The organism is Klebsiella sp. A-Nf5 (assembly GCF_002810545.1).
In the GTDB taxonomy this organism is placed as follows: Bacteria; Pseudomonadota; Gammaproteobacteria; order Enterobacterales; family Enterobacteriaceae; genus Klebsiella; species Klebsiella variicola.
The window spans coordinates 47,729-63,471 of the sequence record NZ_PIOG01000138.1 but is presented as its reverse complement, the minus strand read 5'-3'; the positions used below and the strand labels follow the sequence as shown (position 1 = coordinate 63,471).

At 58.3% G+C, this 15,743-nt stretch carries 18 protein-coding genes; 9 read left to right on the top strand and 9 right to left on the bottom strand.

The genetic code is table 11. The features are described from left to right. Positions 1 to 60: 60 nt before the first annotated feature. Genes CWM53_RS14270 through dolP form a run of 4 tightly spaced genes read left to right on the top strand, consistent with a single transcriptional unit; the run spans position 61 to position 3,714 of the window. On the top strand, positions 61 to 2,169 hold the full coding sequence (locus CWM53_RS14270; RefSeq protein ID WP_100631964.1) for a penicillin-binding protein activator: 2,109 nt from the start codon (positions 61 to 63) through the stop codon (positions 2,167 to 2,169). Beyond that, on the top strand, positions 2,127 to 2,513 hold the full coding sequence (locus CWM53_RS14265; RefSeq protein WP_074387504.1) for a YraN family protein: 387 nt from the start codon (positions 2,127 to 2,129) through the stop codon (positions 2,511 to 2,513). Before CWM53_RS14270 ends, CWM53_RS14265 begins: the two co-directional genes overlap by 43 nt. 25 nt (positions 2,514 to 2,538) lie before the next feature. Next, the gene (gene diaA, locus CWM53_RS14260) at positions 2,539 to 3,129 is read left to right on the top strand and encodes a DnaA initiator-associating protein DiaA (protein ID WP_002918211.1); all 591 of its coding nucleotides are present in this window, start codon (positions 2,539 to 2,541) and stop codon (positions 3,127 to 3,129) included. Positions 3,130 to 3,138: 9 nt separating this feature from the next. Next, a complete protein-coding gene (gene dolP, locus CWM53_RS14255) occupies positions 3,139 to 3,714 on the top strand; it encodes a division/outer membrane stress-associated lipid-binding lipoprotein (RefSeq protein WP_002918214.1) in 576 nt (191 codons plus the stop codon). A gap of 121 nt (positions 3,715 to 3,835) precedes the next feature. On the opposite strand, the gene CWM53_RS14250 is transcribed toward dolP, so the two are convergent. Beyond that, the gene (locus CWM53_RS14250) at positions 3,836 to 4,876 is read right to left on the bottom strand and encodes a permease (protein ID WP_074387503.1); all 1,041 of its coding nucleotides are present in this window, start codon (positions 4,874 to 4,876) and stop codon (positions 3,836 to 3,838) included. Positions 4,877 to 4,951: 75 nt separating this feature from the next. Continuing rightward, positions 4,952 to 5,599: an NAD(P)H-binding protein gene (locus tag CWM53_RS14245; protein WP_100730026.1), complete on the bottom strand. Its 648-nt coding sequence runs from the start codon at positions 5,597 to 5,599 to the stop codon at positions 4,952 to 4,954. Positions 5,600 to 5,727: 128 nt separating this feature from the next. Between CWM53_RS14245 and CWM53_RS14240 the strand changes: the two genes are divergently transcribed. Continuing rightward, a complete protein-coding gene (locus CWM53_RS14240; protein WP_074387501.1) occupies positions 5,728 to 6,264 on the top strand; it encodes a type 1 glutamine amidotransferase domain-containing protein in 537 nt (178 codons plus the stop codon). Here CWM53_RS14240 and CWM53_RS14235 read toward each other — a convergent pair. After that, a complete protein-coding gene (locus tag CWM53_RS14235) occupies positions 6,226 to 6,669 on the bottom strand; it encodes a YhbP family protein (RefSeq protein ID WP_008806619.1) in 444 nt (147 codons plus the stop codon). The two genes, CWM53_RS14240 and CWM53_RS14235, sit on opposite strands and share 39 nt — an antisense overlap. Positions 6,670 to 6,718: 49 nt before the next feature. Here CWM53_RS14235 and CWM53_RS14230 point away from each other — a divergent pair, with 49 nt between their 5' ends. Next, a complete protein-coding gene (locus tag CWM53_RS14230) occupies positions 6,719 to 7,009 on the top strand; it encodes a GIY-YIG nuclease family protein (RefSeq protein ID WP_165784222.1) in 291 nt (96 codons plus the stop codon). On the opposite strand, the gene CWM53_RS14225 is transcribed toward CWM53_RS14230, so the two are convergent. Next, positions 6,996 to 7,499, bottom strand: a complete 504-nt coding sequence (locus CWM53_RS14225; RefSeq protein WP_061153211.1) for a GNAT family N-acetyltransferase — start codon at positions 7,497 to 7,499, stop codon at positions 6,996 to 6,998. The two genes, CWM53_RS14230 and CWM53_RS14225, sit on opposite strands and share 14 nt — an antisense overlap. After that, positions 7,493 to 8,017, bottom strand: a complete 525-nt coding sequence (gene ubiT, locus CWM53_RS14220) for a ubiquinone anaerobic biosynthesis accessory factor UbiT (RefSeq protein ID WP_074387500.1) — start codon at positions 8,015 to 8,017, stop codon at positions 7,493 to 7,495. The genes CWM53_RS14225 and ubiT overlap by 7 nt, the downstream gene beginning before the upstream one ends. A 221-nt stretch (positions 8,018 to 8,238) precedes the next feature. Here ubiT and ubiU point away from each other — a divergent pair, with 221 nt between their 5' ends. From ubiU to CWM53_RS14205, 3 genes are all read left to right on the top strand, one after another. Next, positions 8,239 to 9,234 carry a ubiquinone anaerobic biosynthesis protein UbiU gene (gene ubiU, locus CWM53_RS14215; protein ID WP_004206164.1) on the top strand — a complete coding sequence of 332 codons (996 nt, stop codon included), beginning with the start codon at positions 8,239 to 8,241 and terminating at the stop codon, positions 9,232 to 9,234. A gap of 5 nt (positions 9,235 to 9,239) precedes the next feature. Next, a complete protein-coding gene (locus tag CWM53_RS14210) occupies positions 9,240 to 10,118 on the top strand; it encodes a U32 family peptidase (protein WP_100730027.1) in 879 nt (292 codons plus the stop codon). A 143-nt stretch (positions 10,119 to 10,261) separates the two neighbouring features. Beyond that, positions 10,262 to 11,269 carry a luciferase-like monooxygenase gene (locus tag CWM53_RS14205; protein ID WP_048268246.1) on the top strand — a complete coding sequence of 336 codons (1,008 nt, stop codon included), beginning with the start codon at positions 10,262 to 10,264 and terminating at the stop codon, positions 11,267 to 11,269. Between the two features lie 44 nt (positions 11,270 to 11,313). On the opposite strand, the gene mtr is transcribed toward CWM53_RS14205, so the two are convergent. The 4 genes from mtr to nlpI all read right to left on the bottom strand — a co-directional run bounded on the left by mtr (position 11,314) and on the right by nlpI (position 15,716). Next, on the bottom strand, positions 11,314 to 12,558 hold the full coding sequence (gene mtr / locus CWM53_RS14200; RefSeq protein ID WP_074387498.1) for a tryptophan permease: 1,245 nt from the start codon (positions 12,556 to 12,558) through the stop codon (positions 11,314 to 11,316). A gap of 143 nt (positions 12,559 to 12,701) precedes the next feature. Then, on the bottom strand, positions 12,702 to 14,654 hold the full coding sequence (locus CWM53_RS14195; RefSeq protein WP_074387497.1) for a DEAD/DEAH family ATP-dependent RNA helicase: 1,953 nt from the start codon (positions 14,652 to 14,654) through the stop codon (positions 12,702 to 12,704). Continuing rightward, positions 14,647 to 14,727 carry a protein YrbN gene (gene yrbN, locus CWM53_RS14190; RefSeq protein ID WP_085954934.1) on the bottom strand — a complete coding sequence of 27 codons (81 nt, stop codon included), beginning with the start codon at positions 14,725 to 14,727 and terminating at the stop codon, positions 14,647 to 14,649. Before yrbN ends, CWM53_RS14195 begins: the two co-directional genes overlap by 8 nt. A 104-nt stretch (positions 14,728 to 14,831) precedes the next feature. Further along, a complete protein-coding gene (gene nlpI, locus CWM53_RS14185) occupies positions 14,832 to 15,716 on the bottom strand; it encodes a lipoprotein NlpI (RefSeq protein WP_002918241.1) in 885 nt (294 codons plus the stop codon). Positions 15,717 to 15,743 lie beyond the last annotated feature (27 nt).

Here is a 15,743-nt window from a genome sequence, read left to right as displayed (position 1 = left end):
CTCGTCCGTATTGCCGATTTAATATTGAGCATTGAGCCAAAAAAATATCACTGGACACTTATGGTACCGTCAACATTTCTTCGTTCTAAGCCCGCGCGCTGTCTGCCCGTATTGCTGGCGACGCTTCTTTTTGCTGGCTGCGGCACCCACACGCAGGATCAAAGCACGGCGTTTATGCAGGGTACATCGCAGGCCAACTCCAGTTTCTACCTACAGCAGATGCAGCAAAGCACGAATGATAGCAAGACCAACTGGCAATTACTCGCCATTCGTGCACTGCTGCAGGAAGGGAAGAAACAACAGGCCATCGACCTGTACAACCAGTTGCCGTCGAACCTGAACAGCACCCAGGCCCGCGAACAGTCGCTGCTGGCAGTGGAAGTGAAGCTGGCGCAAAACGACTATCAGGGCGCTCGTACTCTGCTGGCAAAACTCGACCCGGCAAGCCTGGATCAACCCCAGCAGGCGCGCTACTGGCAGGCACAAATTGATGCCAGCCAGGGTAAGCCATCAGTTACGTTACTGCGTGCGTTAATCGCCCAGCAGCCGCTGCTGAGTGATGCCAAACAACGCCAGCAAAACATTGACGCGACCTGGCAAGCGCTCACCTCGATGACCCAGGATCAGGCCAATGCGCTGGTGATCAATGCCGATGAAAATACCCTCCAGGGCTGGCTGGATCTGCAGCGGATGTGGTTTGACAATCGCAACGATCCGACGCTGCTGAAGGCGGGCGTTAAAGACTGGCAGACGCGCTATCCGCAAAACCCGGGCGCAAAAATGCTGCCGACGGCGCTGGTGAACATGCAAAACTATAAGCCCGCGTCCACCAACAAGATTGCGCTTTTTCTGCCGCTGAACGGCCAGGCGTCGATCTTCGGCCGCACTATCCAGCAGGGCTTTGAAGCCGCCAAAAATGGTGCGCCGTCGGTGACGGGTAGCGCCGTTCCCGCGCAGGTTGCCCAGGCGGCGAATGTCTCCGGGAATGATGACGTGGTGAGTCCGTCGCAGGCAGAAATCAGCGATCTTACCGCCACCGGAAGCCGCGCTGAACCGGTGCAGGCGCCGGCACAAGACCAGGCGGCGCCTGCCGCGGAACCTGCAGCCCAGGCGCCGGCAGCGGCCGCCACGCCGCAGACCACCGCTTCCCCGGCCACCCAGCCGGTCACCGCCCCGACCGCGCAGCCTCAACCCGTGGTCGCCACCGCCGCCAACCCCTCTGCGGAACTAAAAATTTACGACACCACCAGCCAGCCCATCAGTCAGTTGCTTGCCCAGGCTCAGCAGGACGGCGCCACTTTAGTCGTCGGACCGCTGCTGAAAGAGAACGTGGATGATGTGATTAAGAGCAACACGCCGCTCAACGTGCTGGCCCTCAACCAGCCGGAAAAAGTCGAAAGCCGCGCTAACATCTGCTATTTCGCCCTTTCTCCGGAAGACGAAGCGCGTGACGCCGCCCGACATATCCACCAACAGGGCAAACAGACGCCGCTGCTGCTGGTTCCGCGCGGTGCGCTGGGCGATCGCGTGGTTAGCGCTTTTGCCGACGAATGGCTGAAGCTGGGCGGCGCCAGCGTCCTGCAGCAGCGCTTTGGCTCCACGGCTGAGCTGCGCGCCGGCGTCAACGGCGGAGGGGGCATTGCGCTGAGCGGCACGCCGGTCTCCACCCTGCCTTCGGCCCAGAACAGTTCCCTCGGCGGTGCGGATGAGATGCCGGTGAGCAGCGGCGGCAGCGTAGACGCCGCCTATATCCTCGCCACCCCGGAACAGATTGCCTATATCAAACCCATGATCGCTATGCGCAACGGTAGTCAAAACAATGTCACCCTGTACGCCAGCTCACGCAGCGCTCAGGGCACCGCAGGGCCGGATTTCCGTCTGGAGATGGAAGGCCTGCAGTATAGTGAAATCCCGATGCTGGCCGGCAGCAACCCGGCGCTGATGCAGCAGGCGCTGTCCGCTGTACGTAATGACTACTCGCTGGCGCGCCTGTATGCCATGGGCGCTGACGCCTGGTCACTGGCGAACCACTTCACGCAAATGCGCCAAACGCCGGGCTTCGAGCTGAACGGGAATACCGGCGATCTGACGGCCACCCAGGATTGTGTGATTAACAGGAAACTGTCATGGCTCAAATACCAGCAGGGAAAAATCGTTCCGGCCAGCTAAGCAAACAGACTGGCGATGCCTGGGAAAACCAGGCTCGCCGCTGGCTGGAAGGCCAGGGCCTGCGTTTTATCGCCGCCAATGCCCGCGAGCGTGGCGGCGAAATTGACCTCATCATGCGCGACGGCACCGTCACCGTTTTTGTCGAGGTGCGCTACCGCCGGAGCGCCCAGTACGGTGACGCGGCAGCCAGCGTCACCCCGCAAAAACAACAACGACTGCTTAAAGCCGCCCGTTTGTGGCTCTGCCGACAGAATGGGAGCTTTGAGACTGTGGATTGCCGTTTCGATGTGGTAGCCTTCACCGGAAACGACATCCAATGGCTAAAAAACGCCTTTGGCGAATAGCGTAATACCAGAAGTAAGGGATCCCGTGCTCGACAGAATCAAAGCCTGCTTTACCGAAAGCATTCAAACCCAAATTGCCGCAGCAGAAGCACTCCCGGACGCGATTTCCCGGGCGGCGATGACGCTCGTGCAGTCCCTGCTCAACGGCAACAAAATCCTCTGTTGTGGTAATGGCACCTCCGCCGCCAACGCACAGCATTTTGCTGCCAGCATGATTAATCGTTTTGAAACGGAACGCCCTGGTTTACCCGCCATTGCACTAAATACCGATAATGTGGTCTTAACCGCGATCGCCAACGATCGCCTGCATGACGAGATCTACGCCAAGCAGGTGCGCGCCCTGGGACACGCCGGCGATGTGCTGCTGGCGATCTCTACGCGCGGTAACAGCCGGGATATCGTCAAGGCGGTGGAAGCCGCCGTGACCCGCGACATGACTATCGTCGCGTTAACCGGCTATGACGGCGGTGAGCTGGCTGGCCTCTTAGGTCAGCAGGATGTCGAAATCCGCATCCCCTCGCATCGCAGCGCGCGTATTCAGGAGATGCATATGCTGACCGTCAACTGTCTGTGCGATTTGATAGATAACACCCTTTTTCCACACCAGGACGATTAAGGAGAACACATGAAGGCTCTCTCGCCCCTCGCCATCCTGCTTTCTGCACTACTGCTGCAGGGCTGTGTTGCCGCCGCGGTAGTCGGAACGGCAGCTGTCGGCACCAAAGCCGCAACGGACCCGCGTACGGTGGGAACCCAGGTCGATGACAGCACCCTGGAACTGCGCGTCAATAGCGCCTTGTCGAAAGATGAACAGATTAAAAAACAGGCCCGCATCAACGTCACGGCTTATCAGGGCAAAGTCCTGCTGACCGGCCAGTCGCCAACGCCGGATCTCTCTGCCCGCGCCAAGCAAATCGCCATGGGCGTGGAAGGGACCACGGAAGTGTTTAATGAAGTGCGCCAGGGCCAGCCGATTGGTTTAGGGACCGCCTCGTCTGATACCTGGATTACCACCAAGGTGCGTTCGCAGCTGCTGAGCACCGATCAGGTCAAATCCTCGAACGTGAAGGTGACCACGGAAAACAGTGAAGTCTTCCTGATGGGGCTGGTGACCGATCGTGAAGGCCGGGCGGCCGCGGATATTGCCAGCCGGGTGAGCGGCGTGTCCCGCGTGACCACCGCCTTTACCTACATCAAATAAAGCTGCAGTCTCCCGGCTGGCGCTGCGCTTAGCCGGGCTACCGTCCCCTATGCGTTGGGTGCCGGGTAAGGCGTAGCCGCCGCCCGACACCCAATCCGGCTATCCTTACGTTTACGGCAAACTACACCAGTGCCAGCGCACCGACAATCGCCCCGCACAGCGCCACCAGTCCGCCAGTCAGCCACAGCGCTTTGGCCGGGAAGGCTTTGCGCAGCATAATCAGCGACGGTACGCTCACCGCCGGCAGAGTGATGAGCAGCACCAGCGCTGGCGCCGTCCCCATGCCAGCCAGCATCATCGTCTGCACAATCGGAATTTCCGCCGCGGTAGGGATCACAAACAGGCAGCCGGCTATCGCCATCGCGATGACCCAGAATAACGTGTTATCCACCGCGCCATCGGCGTGCGGGAACAGCCAGACGCGCGCCGCTCCCAGCACCAGTACCGCAAGGATATAAACCGGGATCGTATTCCAGAACAGCGTCCACAGCGCCCGCAGCCAGCGGCTAAAGAAGCTGTCTCTGGCCGCTTCAGACGGTGCAGCAGGCACTGCTACCGGCTGCGTCGCCGCCTCTTTCACCCATTTCTGCACCAGGGTCGCGACAATCAGCACCGTCGCCAGGCCAGCGACCAGGCGAACCAGCGCAAACTGCCAGCCCAGGACAAAGCCCATAAACACCAGCGTCGCCGGGTTGAGCAGCGGGTTACCCATCCAGAACGCCAGCGCCCCGCCCATCGACACCTGCTGTTTGCGCATGCCGGCCGCGACCGGCGCGGCGCAGCAGGTGCACATCATGCCGGGCAACGAGAAAATCGCCCCCAGAAGCGTGCCCTGAAAACGCGATTGTCCCAGGGTGCGCAGCAGCCAGTCGCGCGGGATCAGCACCTGAATCAGCGACCCGAGCAGCACGCCGAGCACTGCCGCTTTCCAGACGGCAAGGAAGTAAACTATTGCGTAGTCCCACGCGGCTTTCAACGGGTTAGCGTCGGCCTGGGCCAGAATGGATTTACCGATACTGTGGGTTTCCGCGGCGGTGAAGGCTTTCCCGTAATAGGGCTGCCATTTGACAAACCACAGGCCGACAATCACGACGAGAAAGAAAAGCGCGGGTTTCCACCATTGAAACGGTGACGCCGCCTGAGATGAAGACTGACCAGTCATAGCATTCCCCAGCAAGAAATGTGGATATGAATTGAAGCCGTGAATAGTACGCCGGATGTTTGCGTTTGCAAAACGCTATTCAGCCTGCTGCGCGGCGCGCTCCCGCAGTTGGGATGACGTCAGAATTTGCACGCCTTCCTGGGTGGGCGACAGCGCCTCCGCCAGCAGGGCAATCGCCACGTCACGGGCCGGAATCGCCTTCCAGTTTCCCGGCAGCAGCCGGAACAGCGGTTCGAGGAAAGTCTCATTGGCCCGCTTCTTTTCCCGCTCGCCTGACAGCATCGACGGCCTGGCGATGGTCAGCCGCGGCCAGTCTTGCTCGATCAGCGCCGCCTCCATTTCCCCCTTCACCCGATTGTAGAAAAACGGCGAGTGGGCGCTGGCGCCCATCGCGCTAACCACCAGCATATGTTGCGCACCCAGTCGTTTGCCGGTCAGCGCGGTATCAACCACCAGCGTGTAGTCAGCATGGACGAAGGCCTCTTTGCTTCCCGCTTCCCGACGCGTCGTCCCCAGGCAACAGAAGACGATATCGACCGGATCGACCACCTGCGCCAGAGCATCGGTCAACTGGGGATCGTGGGGATTGAACACCCCTTCCGCCGGCGCCAGCGGGCGACGCGTCGGCGCGGCGATGGCGCTGATGCTCGGCTCATTCTGCAGCATCCGGAGTAAGTGACCGCCAACTAACCCGGTCGCGCCGGTTAATAATACCTGACTCATTGATTCTCCTTTACAGAATTCTCCGCCTTGCACTTTCGGGCTCATGTTCCAGGCTTAATACCTTACAAGGTAAGTATCCACCATCATCATGGAATTACCTCATTGACCATCCAGATAGCGGAGGAAGCATGAGTAAAAAGATAGCCGTGCTCATTACCGACGACTTTGAAGATTCTGAATTTACCTCTCCCGCCGATGCGTTCAAGCTCGCCGGGCATCAGGTCGTCACGATCGAAAAGCAGGCTGGCAAGACGGTGAAGGGGAAACAGGGAGAAGCGGAGATCGCCATCGACAGAGCCATCGATGACGTCACACCGGGCGAATTTGATGCCTTGCTGCTGCCCGGGGGCTATTCCCCTGATCAGCTGCGCGGGGATGAACGCTTCGTCACCTTTACCCGCGATTTCGTCAACGGCGGGAAGCCGGTCTTCGCCATCTGCCACGGCCCACAGCTGCTGATCAGCGCCGATGTGGTCCGCGGGCGTAAGCTCACGGCAGTGAAGCCTATCGTGGTGGATGTGAAAAACGCCGGGGGCGAGTTTTACGACCAGGAGGTGGTGGTCGATAACGAACAGCTGGTCACCAGCAGAACGCCGGACGATCTGCCGGCCTTCAATCGCGAAGCGCTACGCCTGCTCGGCGCCGGCATCACGCCGCCAGTGTAACTTTTTCCCGAAGCCCAGCGTGTTATCGGTAAACTTGATTTCGTCCGGACGAATCTCCCATACCGGCGCCGACAACATGCGGGCCACCGGAAAGCGCTTGACGTAGCGCTGGCGCATCCGCGCCTCTTCGTCACCGCTCAGACGACGGATCTCGCCTTTGAACTGCACGCCGCGGATCAGGGCCACGGTTTTTGGCTGGCCATTGACCGTACCGGCCACTTTCGCCCGTTCACCGGTCATCTGACCGTGGCGGGTGTGCTCATCGCTGAGCAGATAAAAGGCCACGGTATCCGGGTCATAGACGTAAAAGGCATTCGCACACCACAGCTCGTCGTCGCGGGAGACGCACCAGGTGACGACGTGCTGTTTACTCAGCCAGCGACCAATGGCAGCAAGGGTTTCCATCTTTCTTCTCCATTATGCTATGGTGCACACACCTTACCATAGCGACTTTGTGACCGTGTGCTGGTTTCTGTATCTCATTCGAACCGCGGATAATCGCCTTTATACCGGCATCACCACCGATGTGCCGCGCCGCTTTCGCCAGCATCAGGCGGGAAAAGGCGCGAAGGCGTTGCGCGGTAAAGGCGACCTGCTGCTGGCCTTTAGCCACGAGGTTGGTGAACACTCACTTGCGTTGCGACTGGAATACCGCGTTAAGCAGCTAACGAAGCGCGAAAAAGAGCGCCTCGTTGCCGGAGAGGATGCCTTCGAAACCCTGCTGGCGAGGCTCAAAGACGATTAAAATGGTCGCTGTATTCTACCTGGCCATGGACGCCTTCGAGAGCGTCATCCGCCAGACGGTGAACCTGGAACGCCTCCGCGCTGTCCGGCCAGCGGCAGCGGAGATCGAAGCGCGCGGCCGGCTCAAAACCGAAGCGACGGTATAAATTCGGGTCGCCCAGCGTCACCACCGCGGCATAGCCAAACTCATTGAGCGAATCCAGCCCTTCATAGACCAGTTGCCGGCCGATGCCCTGTCCGCGATAGTGTTCATCCACCGCCAGCGGCGCCAGACCGACCCACTGCAGCTCTTCACCTTCCACCGCAACCGGGCTGAAGGCAACGTAGCCGATCACCTGGCCTTCATCATCCGTTGCCACTACCCCCAGCGTGATCAGTCCATCTTCACGCAGATCGTGCACCAGCTGCGCTTCGGCATCGCGGCCGAAGGTACGACGCAGCAGCGCGTCGATTCCCGGTGCATCAATCCCAATCTCCACTCGAATCAGCATGCCTCACCTACCGATGTCTGTTCAGGTTTCTGCGGGCTCTTCAGTCCAGCTTCGACAAAATCCGCCAGTTGCAGCAACATCACGCGCAGCGCTTTTGGCATCTGCTCGAGCTCAATGGCGTCCATCAAATTTTTTACGTACAACCCCAGCTCCGTATCGCCTTCAATCACCAGACGACGCTGGAAGAATAGCGTATCCGGATCCTGCTTGCGCGCGGCAATCATTAACAGATCGCTGGCATCGGCGCTGAAGCTGACGTCGGCGTCGGCCTGTTGGCTGACCACCAGGCGACCATCGACTACCGAGGTATACCACAGCAGACCGATGTCACGCACATGAATACTTAACCAGCGCCCCTCGAGAAACTCCAGTTCTCCCTCTGCCAGCGCCTGATGGAACTGCCAGCTTAGCACCTGCTCCAGCACCTGGCGCTTGAGGGCAAAAGGCGCCAGCTTAACCGGCACGCTCAGTAAAGACGGGCCAAAGTGGACCAGCCGGGAACGCAGTTTATCCAACACAAGCTTTACTCCATGAATGCAATTGTTCCGCTATTGTGCCATATCACATAAACAACATAGCGGCGTAAATCAACAAAAACGCGATGACGGCCGCCAGTTATTGGCGCCACCAATACACTTTTAACTGCCTCAAATCAAAAATTGTCACCAGAAGGTTAACTAAAATCCCTGCTCGTTAACCATTCAGCGTCCCTGACGGGCCGCATTTTTCAGGAAAAATTATGGAGCTGCTCTGCCCAGCCGGTAACCTTCCGGCGCTTAAGGCGGCCATCGAAAACGGCGCCGATGCCGTCTATATCGGGCTGAAAGATGACACCAACGCCCGCCACTTTGCCGGCCTTAATTTCACCGAAAAAAAACTGCAGGAAGCCGTCAGCTTTGTGCATCAGCACCGTCGTAAGCTGCATATTGCGATCAACACCTTCGCCCATCCCGACGGCTACGCCCGCTGGCAGCGCGCAGTGGACATGGCCGCACAACTGGGCGCCGATGCGCTCATCCTGGCCGATATTGCCATGCTGGAGTACGCCGCGGAGCGTTATCCACACATTGAGCGCCACGTTTCGGTGCAGGCTTCCGCCACCAATGAAGAGGCCATTCGCTTCTATCATCGCAACTTTGACGTGGCGCGTGTCGTACTGCCACGAGTGTTATCTATTCACCAGGTAAAACAATTGGCCCGCGCCACGCCGGTGCCGCTGGAAGTCTTCGCCTTCGGCAGCCTGTGCATCATGGCGGAAGGCCGCTGCTATCTCTCTTCTTACCTGACCGGCGAATCGCCGAATACCGTCGGCGCCTGTTCGCCTGCCCGCTTCGTGCGTTGGCAACAAACGCCGCAGGGGCTGGAATCGCGCCTTAATGAGGTGCTGATCGACCGCTATCAGGATGGCGAAAACGCCGGTTATCCGACGCTGTGCAAAGGCCGCTACCTGGTCGATGGCGAGCGCTACCATGCGCTGGAGGAACCCACCAGCCTCAACACCCTGGAGCTGTTGCCGGAATTGATGGCCGCCAATATCGCCTCGGTGAAAATCGAAGGCCGTCAGCGCAGCCCGGCGTACGTCACCCAGGTGGCGAAAGTCTGGCGCCAGGCGATCGACCGCTGCAAAGCCGATCCGCAGAATTTTGTGCCGCAATCCGCCTGGATGGAAACCCTTGGTTCGATGTCTGAAGGGACACAAACCACCCTTGGCGCCTATCACCGTAAATGGCAGTGAGAAACATGAAATATTCATTAGGGCCGGTGCTGTACTACTGGCCAAAAGAAACGCTGGAAGATTTTTACCAGCAGGCGGCAAACAGTTGCGCCGACACCATTTATCTCGGCGAAGCCGTGTGCAGCAAACGCCGCGCCACCAAAGTTGGCGACTGGATCGAGATGGCAAAAGCGCTGGCCGGCAGCGGCAAACAGGTGGTGCTGTCTACCCTCGCGCTGGTGCAGGCCTCCTCCGAACTGGGCGAACTGAAGCGCTATGTCGATAACAGCGAGTTCCTGATTGAGGCCAGCGACCTTGGCGTGGTGAACCTCTGTGCCGAACGCAAGCTGCCGTTCGTCGCCGGTCATGCGCTGAACTGCTACAACGCCGTCACTCTGCGCCTGCTGCTCAAACAGGGCATGACGCGCTGGTGCATGCCGGTGGAGCTTTCCCGCGACTGGCTGGCTAATTTACTGACCCAGTGCGAAGAGCTGGGTATTCGCAACCAGTTTGAAGTGGAAGTGCTGAGCTACGGCCATCTGCCGCTGGCCTATTCCGCGCGCTGCTTTACCGCTCGCTCGGAAGACCGGCCAAAGGACGAATGCGAAACCTGCTGCATCAAGTACCCGACCGGGCGCAGCATGCTGTCGCAGGAGAACCAGCAGGTGTTCGTGCTCAACGGTATCCAGACCATGAGCGGCTACGTCTATAACCTGGGCAATGAGCTGACGTCCATGCACGGCCTGGTGGATATGGTGCGCCTGTCGCCGATGGGCAACGAGACCTTCGCCATGCTCGAGGCCTTCCGCGCTAACGAAAACGGCGCTGCACCACTGGATCTTACCAGCAATAGTGATTGTAACGGCTACTGGAAACGGCTGCCCGGGCTGGTGCTTGAGGCCTGATAAACCGCTCACTTTGTTAACAACAGTGCTCAGATTTTAATGCATTATTAAAGATGCAGCTTTTCTGGCTGGCGCGTCAAGGATGCGCCAGGCTGGAAGAAGACCTTCAATCTGATGACGATGCTGTAGCAAAGTGAGCCTTTATGACTGACAAATCTGTTCCGTTCTCGGTGCTCGACCTGGCGCCGATCCCGCAAGGATCTTCTGCCAAAGAAGCCTTTACCCACTCTCTGGATCTCGCCAGGCTGGCCGAATCGCGCGGCTATCACCGCTACTGGCTGGCGGAGCACCATAATATGGTCGGCATTGCCAGCGCGGCGACCTCGGTGCTGATAGGCTATCTCGCCGCCAATACCACCACTCTGCATCTCGGTTCCGGCGGGGTGATGCTGCCCAACCACTCACCGCTGGTGATCGCCGAACAGTTCGGCACCCTGAATACCCTTTATCCCGGGCGTATCGATCTCGGGCTTGGCCGCGCGCCAGGTAGCGATCAGCCGACCATGCGCGCCCTGCGCCGCCATATGAGCGGCGATGTCGATAACTTCCCCCGAGACGTGGCGGAACTGGTGGACTGGTTTGACGCCCGCGATCCGAACCCGCACGTGCGTCCGGTTCCCGGCTATGGCGAACGAATTCCGGTGTGGCTGCTGGGCTCAAGCCTGTACAGCGCCCAGCTGGCGGCGCAGCTCGGCCTGCCGTTTGCTTTCGCCTCACACTTCGCGCCGGACATGCTGTTCCAGGCGCTGCATCTGTATCGCAGCAATTTCAAACCTTCGGCGCGGCTGGAAAAACCGTACGCGATGGTGTGTATCAATATCATCGCCGCCGACAGCAACCGCGATGCGGAGTTTCTCTTCACTTCCATGCAGCAGGCGTTTGTGAAGCTGCGTCGCGGAGAAACCGGACAACTGCCGCCGCCGGTGGAAAATATGCATCAGCTGTGGTCAGCGTCTGAGCAGTATGGCGTGCAGCAGGCGTTAAGCATGTCGCTGGTCGGCGATAAGGCTAAGGTTCGTCATGGTTTAGAGTCGATTCTGCGCGAAACCGAGGCGGACGAAATCATGGTCAATGGCCAGATCTTCGACCATCAGGCGCGCCTGCATTCGTTTGATTTAGCGATGCAGGTGAAAGAGGAGCTGTTGGGGTAACACTAACGTCAGCCCGGTGGATGTCATGCCACCGGGCATTAACCTTACTGATAAACCGGCAGCAAGTTAAAGCTCGACAGGAAGTGCACCACCGCGTTGCCGAGACCAAAGAGCAGGATCAGCACAATCATCGCTTTTCCGCCCCATACGCGGAACTGTGGGCTGCCGAAGCGTTTACGCGAAGCGCGGGCCAGCAGCGCCGGCACAATGGCCGCCCATACCGTCGCCGCCAGGCCAGCATAGCCGATGGCATACAGGAAGCCGTCAGGCTTCACCAGCCCGCCAATCATCGGCGGGATAAAGGTCAGCAGCGCGGTTTTAAAGCGCCCCATCGCGCTATCGTCGAAGCCAAACAGATCCGCCAGATAGTCAAACAGACCCAACGTGACGCCGAGGAACGAACTGGCGACGGCAAAGTTGGAGAACACCACCAGCAGCAGATCCAGACCGCGGTTATTCAGCACACCACTCAGGGCCTGCACCAGCACATCAATGTTACCGCCCTTCTGCGCGATATCGATAAACTGCGGACGGGGAATATTGCCCATCGTCACCAGCAGCCAGACCACGTACAGAACCAGCGCCAGCAGCGTACCGTAAACCAGGCAGCGGGTAATGGTGCGCGGATCCTTACCATAATATTTCATCAGGCTCGGCACGTTACCGTGATAGCCAAACGAGGCCAGGCAGAACGGCAGCGTCATCAGCAGGTAGGGCGCATAGGAGGCATTCTTCTCCGCGACGTTAAACAGCGTCGTCGGTTCGACGTGTCCCAGCAGGCTGCCGAAGGTCAGGAAGAAGGTGATGACCTTGGCGCCGAGCACGATAGCCGTCATGCGGCTCACCGCTTTGGTGCTCATCCAGACAATAAACGCCACCAGCAGCGCAAAGCCGAAGCCTGCCGCGCGCGCCGGTACGTTCAGCGACATTTCACTGAAGGTGTGGTGCAGGATCGAACCGCTCGCCGAAATATAGGCGTAGGTCAGGATATACAGCACAAAGGCGATCGACACGCCGTTCACCAGGTTCCAGCCTTTGCCGAGCAGGTCTTTGGTGATGGTGTCGAAGCTGGAGCCAATCCGGTAGTTGAGGTTGGCTTCCAGGATCATCAGACCGGAGTGCAACATGCAGAACCAGGTGAAAACCAGTGCCGCCAGCGACCAGAAGAACCACGCGCCGGACATCACCACCGGCAGCGAGAACATGCCCGCGCCGATAATTGTGCCGCCGATAATCACCACGCCGCCAAATAAAGACGGTCGGGTGGTCGTAGTGGTTAGTGTCGCCATTTACCGAATTCTCCAGTCAAAAAAACTTTCCCACGATGGGTGCGACGCACTGTACCAGTACACGAGTACAAAAGGAATAAAAAAAGCCCCAATCATGACGATCGGGGCTGTATTATTTACTTTACGCTAGCGTGTTGTGCTAATTACGCATCGCCACCGAAACGACGACGACCGGCGGAGTCATCACGACGCGGAGCAGCACCAGCATCATCGCGGCGCGGTGCGCGGTTACCACCGTCACGACGCTCGCCGCTGAAACGACGACCATCACCACGACCGCCTTCACGACGCTCGCCACCGAAGCTACGGCCGCCTTCACGACGCTCACCGCCGAAACTACGACCGCCTTCACGACGCTCACCACCGCCACGGCGTTCACCGCCACGGTCTGGACGCGGCTGAGCATCACCCAGCAGCTGCATGTTCATCGGTTTGTTCAGGATGCGGGTGCGAGTAAAGTGCTGCAGTACTTCGCCCGGCATACCTTTCGGCAGTTCGATGGTGGAGTGAGAACCGAACAGCTTGATGTTACCAATGTAACGGCTGCTGATGTCGCCTTCGTTAGCGATCGCGCCAACGATATGACGAACTTCAACGCCGTCATCACGGCCCACTTCAATGCGGTACAGCTCCATATCACCAACTTCACGACGCTCACGCTTCGGACGATCTTCACGATCGCCACGCGGACCACGGTCATTGCGGTCGCCGCGACGTTCGAAACGATCGTCACGATCGCGGAACTCGCGCTTAGGACGCATCGGCGCGTCCGGCGGAACGATCAGAGAACGTTCGCCCTGGGCCATTTTCAGCAGCGCAGCAGCCAGCGTTTCCACGTCCAGCTCTTCGCCTTCCGCCGTCGGCTGGATTTGCGACAGCAGCGCACGGTACTGGTCCAGATCGCTGCTTTCCAGCTGCTGCTGAACTTTAGCCGCGAATTTTTCCAGGCGACGTTTACCCAGCAGTTCTGCGTTCGGCAGTTCTACTTCAGGAATAGTCAGCTTCATCGTACGTTCGATGTTACGCAGCAGGCGACGCTCGCGGTTCTCAACGAACAGAAGGGCGCGGCCAGCACGACCCGCACGACCGGTACGGCCGATACGGTGAACGTAAGACTCGGAATCCATCGGGATGTCATAGTTAACAACCAGGCTGATACGCTCAACGTCCAGACCACGGGCCGCAACGTCGGTCGCGATCAGAATGTCCAGACGACCGTCTTTCAGACGCTCCAGCGTCTGCTCACGCAGCGCCTGGTTCATATCGCCGTTCAGCGCGGCGCTGTTATAGCCGCTACGCTCCAGCGCTTCAGCCACTTCCAGGGTCGCGTTTTTGGTACGCACGAAGATAATCGCCGCATCAAAATCTTCCGCTTCCAGGAAGCGCACCAGCGCTTCGTTTTTACGCATGCCGTAGGCCGTCCAGTAGCTCTGGCTGATATCCGGGCGCGTGGTGACGCTGGACTGAATGCGCACTTCCTGCGGCTCTTTCATAAAGCGGCGGGTAATGCGACGAATCGCTTCCGGCATGGTGGCAGAGAACAGCGCGGTCTGATGACCTTCCGGGATCTGCGCCATAATCGTTTCTACGTCTTCGATAAAGCCCATGCGCAGCATTTCATCGGCTTCGTCCAGTACCAGACCGCTCAGTTTAGAGAGATCCAGCGTGCCGCGCTTCAGGTGGTCCAGCAGACGACCCGGGGTACCGACAACGATCTGCGGACCCTGACGCAGGGCGCGCAGCTGCACGTCATAACGCTGGCCGCCGTACAGGGCAACCACGTTTACGCCGCGCATATGTTTAGAGAATTCCGTCATTGCTTCGGCAACCTGTACCGCCAGTTCGCGGGTCGGCGCCAGCACCAGAATCTGTGGTGCTCTCAGCTCAGGATCAATGTTGTTCAGCAGCGGTAAAGAGAACGCTGCGGTTTTACCGCTACCGGTCTGGGCCATACCCAGAACGTCGCGGCCGTCCAGCAGATGCGGAATGCACTCAGCCTGGATCGGAGATGGTTTTTCGTAACCCAGATCGTTAAGCGCTTCAAGGATGGGAGCCTTCAGGCCCAGATCTGCAAAAGTGGTTTCGAATTCAGCCATGTAGTACGTGTGCCTCAAAATTAATGGCGGCCAGTCTACATAACTCATCGTGAAAATTTTCGGTAATTTTCATTGAAAAGTGTGAACCGGCTCAAAGTAGGTGTATTAACGAACAACAACGCCCTCACCCGCAAAGGTGATGGCAAGCAAAAAACTATGGGCTGATGTGTTCGTCAGCTATTGCTGGTCCGATTCTGCCAGGTCATCTTGCTCCTGGCCCAAGAGCGATAATTCCAACAATGCGTATCGGTGCTCAACGTAGTTATGTACGTTGTTGGCGACCGCCAGTTTGAACAGTGCCGTAGCGCTGTCCTTGTCCCCCAGACTTAGGTAGTACTTACCTAAATAGAAGTTGGTTTCACTGAGATGCTCAGCGAGCGAGGTGTTATCCGTTGCGTCTGCCTTCAGACGAGTCATCAGCTCTTTTTCGCTAATGTCGCCAAGGTAGAACTCGACAATGTTCCATCCCCATTGCTCTTTGTCCGACTTGTTTAAGCGCTCTCTGAGTGCTTCAAGCGCCCGCTTCTCGTCGAGTTTACGCTCGGCGATGTAAAGCCACAGGCTACGGAAAGGATCATTGGGATCGTCTTGATAAAACGCCAGCAGATCATCTTGCGCTAACTTAGCCCGGCCGCCGTAATACAGGGCGATACCGCGGTTCAAGTGCGCGTAGTTGTAAGTTGGATCAAGCTCAAGTACAGAATCAAACGCTTCATAGGCAGCATCAAAATTGCCTGCCTGCGTTAAGTAAATGCCTAAGTAATTGAATACTTCAGGCATATCGGGTCGGATTGCCAGCGCTTGTGAAAAATCATTTCGCGCTAATGCCCTCAGACCGAGACTATCATACAACACTCCGCGCTCATATAAAAGCTGTGCGCGTTCGTCATCGGATAAAGCCCGACTGGCAAGAATTTGTTCCATGCGTGCCAGAATCACTTCTTGCTGTAAAGTCGGTTGCAATGGTACTGCGAGGACGGCGTCCTTACGCCAGGCGGTGCTACTGCATCCTGCCAGCGTGAGAGCTGTCGCCACGAAACACCAGCGCAAAAAAGGCTTCATTTCCCACTCCCGAAGACAACGATTGGA